Raw genomic sequence first — 6,755 nt, forward strand, 5'->3', positions numbered from 1 at the left:
GAATGGGGTCTTTAACAAATTTAGAATAATTTGGTTATAAAATTTAAAATGAATCAGCAAATAAGTTATTTTTGTTCTTATTGAAGAAAACTATGACCAGAAAACTTTTTGTATTGGGGTACTTCCTATTTTCAATCATGGGAATGGCCCAGATTTATAAACCTATAGATACTGCAGATTATATACAGAGAAAAGCATTTTTAAAGAGTTTTGAAGGAAATAATGAAGCAACTGTAAAGAGGTTAAAGTCTCAATATTCCGGGAAAACAGGTTCTGAATTATCCAAAATTTATAAAGAATTCGGAACTGATTTTGAAAAGCAGGTGAAGAATAAGGATTTTATCTTTAAATCTGAATTTGAAACCAGTATACAATCTATGATTCTACGTCTTAAAAAGAATAATCCTACAATTCCTCAGGATCTGAAAATTCTGATTGCAAAAGACAACACTCCCAATGCTTACTGTCTTGCTGATGGAACCTTTGTCATCAACATGGGGCTTTACAGCTGGCTAAATAATGAGGAACAGATTGCTGCGGTAATTGCTCATGAGCTGGGACACAAAATAGAGGAACATTCCCTGAAGACTTTTTTGAAAATTATCGAACAGGATAAACAGGATAAAGTGGTGGTGCAGAATATAAAATCTACTACAACAAGCAGAAGCCAGGGCCAGAATCAAAAGGCATTCGATATTTTTAAAAATACAGCCTACAAGAAAGGAGTAGAAAGAAGACAAAGCGAAATGCAGGCAGATTCTCTCGGGTATGTTATCTTTAAAAACAGTGATTTCAAGAAGGCAGAATTTGTCAATGCTCTTCAGAGGCTGCAGGATTTTGATACAATCTCACCAAGAGAGCTGAAAGTAGAAACATATAAAAAGCTTTTTAATCTTCCCCGACAGGCGTTCAATGAAAAATGGATGAAAAAGGAAGACTTTTCACTATACAATTATAATTTTTACACAGAAAAACTGAACAAAGATTCTCTGGCATCGCATCCTGAAGTTTCCAGAAGAATTGAAATGCTTAAAAAGACTTTTGCAGAACTTAAAACACCTGTTACTCCGGAAAAACCTTCAGACCTGTTTTTAGCATTAAAAAAAACAGCAAGGATGGAGATTTTGCCCAATTATTTCCATTCGGAAGACTACGGACTGGGGATTTATGCAGCCATGCAGTTTTTGCAGGATGAAGAGGAGGAAAAATATTATAAAAGCTGGCTGGGAAAATGTTTCTCCAAAATATATGAAGCAAGAAAAAATTATAATCTGAACCGGTATCTGGACAGGATAGAGCCTAAGAGCCAAAGTGAAAGTTACCAGCAGTTTCTGAATTTCATGTGGAATTTAAGCCTTGATGAAATAAAAAATATAGCAGACTTTTATCAGACGAATGAGACGATAGCGAAGGTAAACTGATTTTCATTATGAATAATTGGAATATCAATAGGAACGGGCTTTAGCCCGTTTTTGAAATAATAGAAAATTCTATTGGCTTTAGCCAAACCTAAAAGAAAAACCCTGATGTTTAGTCAGGGTTCTTTTTGTATTAATAATTTAATTTTTCCAGACGGATCTTATTGAATTTTTCTTTTTCGTTATATTCCCGAAGAAGGATGTAGCCTTCTTTTCCAACGTATGGCGTTACTGCATAATTATCTTTTTCAGAAATTGGAATAATCTCCTGTTTGAATTTTCCATCAATAATGGTATTGATAAACAAATTCCATCTTTTCTGCCTGGTTACTTCGTCTTTTTGATAGTCACGATAGAAAAATACTACGTCTTTTCCTCCGTTGAGGTATTGTGAGAAGAGGTAATCGCTGTTGACCCATTTTGATTTTTCCTTTTCAAAAACCTGAACATTTTTCACTTTGAAATCTTTATCCGTGTAGATATACACAAGATCCGTGGTCTTCGGAGCGTTGTATTGCCCTGCCGGTTTGTATTTTTCGGATAAAATACCCACACTTCCATCGTTCATAAAGTACATATCTTTGGTCTGAAGCATATAACCGCTTTCTACCATTCCATATTTGTCGACCTTTGGAAGAAAAGCAGAAATATTGGGTTCATAATTGATCGCTTTCATATCAACTGAAAAATCAGATTTGTTGAGGACCATTCTTGCAAATCCCACTGATTCTGAATCATCATAGTTTCTTCCCAGCAGAACTACTTTATCATCAAACGTTTTATCATTATCAAGTTTTCTGTAGTTGGAGTAGAAGGATTCAATATTATCTATTGTATCATCAGATAGTCCGGTAATCGGTTTGTTGGATGTTTCTTTTCCGGTTTTCATGTCAAGAACCATCAGATTGAATGTCTTCTGCTTGTCATTCACTTTCTTCAGGATACAGTACATATAATTTTCGTCTCTTTCCAGAACGGATAAAGTGGTGTACAGTTTTTTACTTCCGTCAGTGTTATATTTGTATCTCCAGATTTCCTTTTTGTTGTCATCAAATCTCATGAGGCTGTTGCTGTTTTCGTACTTCCCGTAGTCTTTGTATTCAACAGCAAAATAACCACCTTCTTTCAGTTCTCCTACTGCAGAAACGTAGTTGTAGCCTTTCTCTTTTTTCTCATCTCGGTTTTCCTTACGTTGTTCTTTCCAGCTTTTCGGCTCGTTGATCTCTTTGAAACTACCGTTTTCCAGGTAATCATAATATATTTTTCGGGTAATAGAGTTGGTTTTCGGATCAATTACCATAGAAACCGGAGTAAATACTTCTTTGCTTTTCACAAGAGAATAATCCATCATGGAAGGCTTTAAGATAATCTGACCTTTAAAATCAACATATCCCAAATAAGAGGCAGCCGTGATATCTCCTTCAAATTCTTTATTGGCAACAGGGTTGAGGTTTTTGTCCAGGATAACATATTCAAACTTTTTGGTTTTATCACCGGATTTTCCGTAAGAATATAGAGAAACGTAGCCGTAAAGATTGTCTTTATCATCAAATAGAGCATTCATTCCCACGTGATCACCTGCAGCGAGAGTTGTGAGGTCCTGAGTTTGAGAAAATGCAAATGTCTGGATGAGCCCAAACATTATCAGCGTTATTTTTTTCATGGTTAAAATTTGAAGGATAAAAATAATAAATTAACCTATATGTTGCGAAAAATAAAAAGCCCTGAAAATAATTCCAGAGCTTACTATCTAAAAATGCAAAATAATTATTAATAGTACTCGTAAAGCCAGTTATGAGTACTTGTTCCATAACCAGAACTGTCATATGTAGTAACAGCTTTGGTAGGATAGTTATCTCCGTTAAGCGTGTAAACTGCAGTGATTTTGTTCGTTCCATTGGATGAACCAGAATAACTCTCCGTTTGATTCAATAAATTATTATAACCTATTTGTCCGTCACTCACGTCAAATAAATTGATCTTAACAAAACCTTTTATACCTTTCATCGGACTATTGAAGGTGTCATAAGTATTGGTGATATTGTAGGTAACTCCGTTATAAGTATATTTGGCTGAAGCCACATTTCCGGCATTGGTTAAATTAACATCCACCTGTGCAAATACAAGATTGGAATATGTTCCTGTCGCAGGATTATAAGTTCCGCTTTTATATTCATCAAACTGAACATGGGTATCACTGAGATACTGATAGATTTTGGTATAGGTAAGCGTTCCCTGTTCTTTATCAGTTATCTTTTCCGTTGAAAGTCTTCCATTAGAATAGGTGAATTCTCTCATCAGAACCAGAGCGCCACCAATGAACTCTTCTGTTTTAGCAATATAATCTCCACTGTAAGTATAAACAACTCTATCATCATCCGGCGCATTATAAGTTTCTACAAGCTTATCACCGTTATACTTAAATTCCACCACATAGGGCTGACCTCCCGGATTGACGTCTGTTGCTTTTTTTAAGAGGTGAAAAGGACCGTTATTATTGTTCTGAGAATTATTGCTGTTGTCTCTGTGGTCGGCCGGATTATCATTAGACACACAACTTGAGAGCAATACCACAGCAAGTGATGAAAACATCAGTTTTTTCATGGTTATTATTAGTTTAGTTTTTAGTCCGCTAAAAATAATCATTTTTATGGTAGGTTGATCCGGAATGTGCGAAAAATAAAAAAGCCCTGAAACCAGGGCTTTTAAACTATAATTGAGAAAGTAAATTTCTGAAGTTCGTTTTCTCATCAATGATTCTTCTCAACTCTGAAACAGGAACTCTTTCCTGCTGCATCGTATCTCTGTCTCTGATGGTTACCGTGTGATCAACTAAAGAGTCATGATCTACAGTGATACAGTATGGAGTACCAATGGCATCCTGTCTTCTGTAACGTTTTCCGATGGCATCTTTCTCCTCGTAGAATAAGTTGAAATCATATTTCAGATCATTGAAGATCTTTTCTGCATATTCTGCTAAACCATCTCTCTTCATCAATGGAAGAATAGCTGCTTTAATTGGTGCTAATGCTGGTGGTAACGATAAAACTGTTCTTTCTGAACCGTCTTCTAACGTTTCGTCTCTTAAACAATGAGAGAAGATTGAAAGGAATAATCTGTCTAAACCTACAGAAGTTTCCACTACATAAGGAACATAGTTTTCGTTTCTTTCAGGATCAAAGAACTGAAGTTTTCTTCCTGAGAATTCTTCATGCGCTTTTAAGTCGAAATCCGTTCTTGAGTGAATACCTTCCAGTTCTTTAAATCCGAATGGGAAGTTAAACTCAATATCAGCCGCAGCATTTGCATAGTGAGCAAGCTTTTCGTGATCGTGGAATCTGTAGTTCTCATTACCCAAACCTAAAGCTCTGTGCCAGTTCAGACGTTTTTGCTTCCACTGCTCGTAGAATTCAAGTTCTGTTCCCGGAGCAACGAAGAACTGCATTTCCATCTGTTCAAATTCACGCATTCTGAAGATAAACTGTCTTGCAACAATCTCATTTCTGAAAGCCTTACCAATCTGAGCAATACCGAAAGGAAGTTTATGACGTGAAGTTTTCTGTACATTCAGGAAGTTCACAAAGATACCCTGAGCCGTTTCCGGTCTCAAATAAAGATCCATTGCACTGTCAGCAGAAGCTCCCAGTTTTGTTCCGAACATCAGGTTGAATTGTCTTACCTCCGTCCAGTTTTTAGAACCTGTATCAGGATCTGCAATTTCAAGCTCTTCAATCAAAGCTTTTACATCAGCAAGATCTTCATTTTCCAGAGACTTTGCCAGCCTTGAAAGAATAGCCTCTCTTTTGGCTCTGTATTCCAGAATTTTTGGATTCGTAGCCACAAACTGATCTTTATCGAAAGCATCCCCGAATCTTTTCGCTGCCTTTTCGATTTCTTTATTCTCTTTATCTTCAATTTTAGCACAATAATCTTCCACCAAAACGTCTGCTCTGAAACGTTTCTTAGAATCTTTATTGTCAATCAATGGATCGTTGAAAGCGTCTACGTGGCCTGATGCCTTCCATGTGGTTGGGTGCATAAGGATCGCCGAATCAATGCCGACAATATTTTCGTTAAGCTGTACCATAGCTTTCCACCAATATTGTTTGATATTATTTTTTAGTTCGGCACCGTTCTGTCCATAATCATAAACAGCGGATAAACCATCATAGATCTCACTCGATGGGAAAATAAAACCATATTCTTTAGCGTGAGAAATCACTTTCTTGAAAACATCTTCTTGCTTTGCCATAATTTTTTTAACGTCTGAAATGCAAAAATATGAATTTGGAATCAAAATCATGAGTTTCAATAAAAAAAGCCGTTAATAAACAGGCAAATATTTACAATTTAATTTTTAAGGAGCCGGGAACCCGCTCTCCGTTGCAATTCCTCGCTCGGCGGCTCTGCTTCGCGCCGCCGCCTCACTGCGGGATTTTCTCTTAGATCGGGGCTATTGATAAAGGAATGTCTAAACCTAACAGGTTTTCAAAACCTGTTAGGTTTACCAAGATAGCAGCATATAATATCAGTCGAAAATCTTTACTTTTGCACCATGTTAGAAATTCTTTATCGTGACGAACATATTATAGCCATTAACAAGCCCAGCGGATTACTGGTTCATAAATCTTTCTATGCGGGAGAAGCCGATACCTACGCTATTCAGGAATTGAAGAAGCAGATTGGACAAAAAGTGTATCCTGTACACCGTTTAGACCGAAAAACTTCGGGTGTTCTGCTGTTTACCCTAGATAAAGATACTCTTAGAATCATGAGTGAACAGTTTGCATCACGAGAAGTGGAGAAGAAATATCTGGCCATTCTTCGGGGCTGGACAAAAGAAGAAGAAACCATTGATTATGATTTAGTTAATGAAAATGAAGTTAAACAAAACGCCGTTACAAACTATCGACGTTTGCAGACTTCAGAAATAGATTTACCTTTTCTAAAGCACCAGACTTCGAGATATTCTTTGGTAGAAGCAATTCCTGAAACCGGAAGATTCCATCAGTTGAGAAAACATTTTAAACATATTCTGCATCCTATTTTAGGTTGCCGGAAACACGGATGCAATAAACAAAATAAACTGTGGCTTCAAACATTTGAGATCAGCAAAATGACGCTTCATGCACACCAGCTGATTTTCAATCATCCTCTTTCTAACGAAAGAATTACCGTAAATGCTACTATAGATGAGGAATTCAAAAGAGTAGGAGATATTCTGAAATTTGACCTGAGCGCGTACTCTTCATTAAAATCTTAAGATTTTAAATAACCTTGACAAGGTTGGGGAAGGTATTTCTCTGCTTCTATTGTTTTAACGCAATGCTCGCAAAG

The 6,755-nt window shown here is 36.6% G+C and carries 5 protein-coding genes; 2 read left to right on the plus strand and 3 right to left on the minus strand.

Annotation, left to right across the window (positions count from 1 at the left end; all coding sequences use genetic code 11):
• Positions 1–92 precede the first annotated feature (92 nt).
• Positions 93–1,421 (plus strand): M48 family metalloprotease, encoded by a 1,329-nt coding sequence (locus NK356_RS00905; RefSeq protein ID WP_253315958.1) that lies wholly within the window; start codon positions 93–95, stop codon positions 1,419–1,421.
• A gap of 130 nt (positions 1,422–1,551) precedes the next feature.
• Here the strand turns inward: NK356_RS00905 and NK356_RS00910 are convergent, their stop codons facing one another.
• The 3 genes from NK356_RS00910 to NK356_RS00920 form a co-directional block, all read right to left on the minus strand.
• Entirely contained in the window at positions 1,552–3,081 is a 1,530-nt protein-coding gene (locus NK356_RS00910; RefSeq protein ID WP_253315959.1) for a hypothetical protein, read from the minus strand.
• Between the two features lie 107 nt (positions 3,082–3,188).
• The gene (locus NK356_RS00915; protein WP_253315960.1) at positions 3,189–4,022 is read right to left on the minus strand and encodes a hypothetical protein; all 834 of its coding nucleotides are present in this window, start codon (positions 4,020–4,022) and stop codon (positions 3,189–3,191) included.
• 106 nt (positions 4,023–4,128) lie between these two features.
• Positions 4,129–5,670: a glycine--tRNA ligase gene (locus NK356_RS00920; RefSeq protein ID WP_034691655.1), complete on the minus strand. Its 1,542-nt coding sequence runs from the start codon at positions 5,668–5,670 to the stop codon at positions 4,129–4,131.
• 303 nt (positions 5,671–5,973) lie between these two features.
• Between NK356_RS00920 and NK356_RS00925 the strand changes: the two genes are divergently transcribed.
• Positions 5,974–6,681, plus strand: coding sequence for a pseudouridine synthase (locus tag NK356_RS00925; RefSeq protein WP_129038684.1), 708 nt, complete (start codon positions 5,974–5,976; stop codon positions 6,679–6,681).
• Positions 6,682–6,755 lie beyond the last annotated feature (74 nt).

Source organism: Chryseobacterium sp. S0630 (assembly GCF_024158915.1).
In the GTDB taxonomy this organism is placed as follows: Bacteria; Bacteroidota; Bacteroidia; order Flavobacteriales; family Weeksellaceae; genus Chryseobacterium.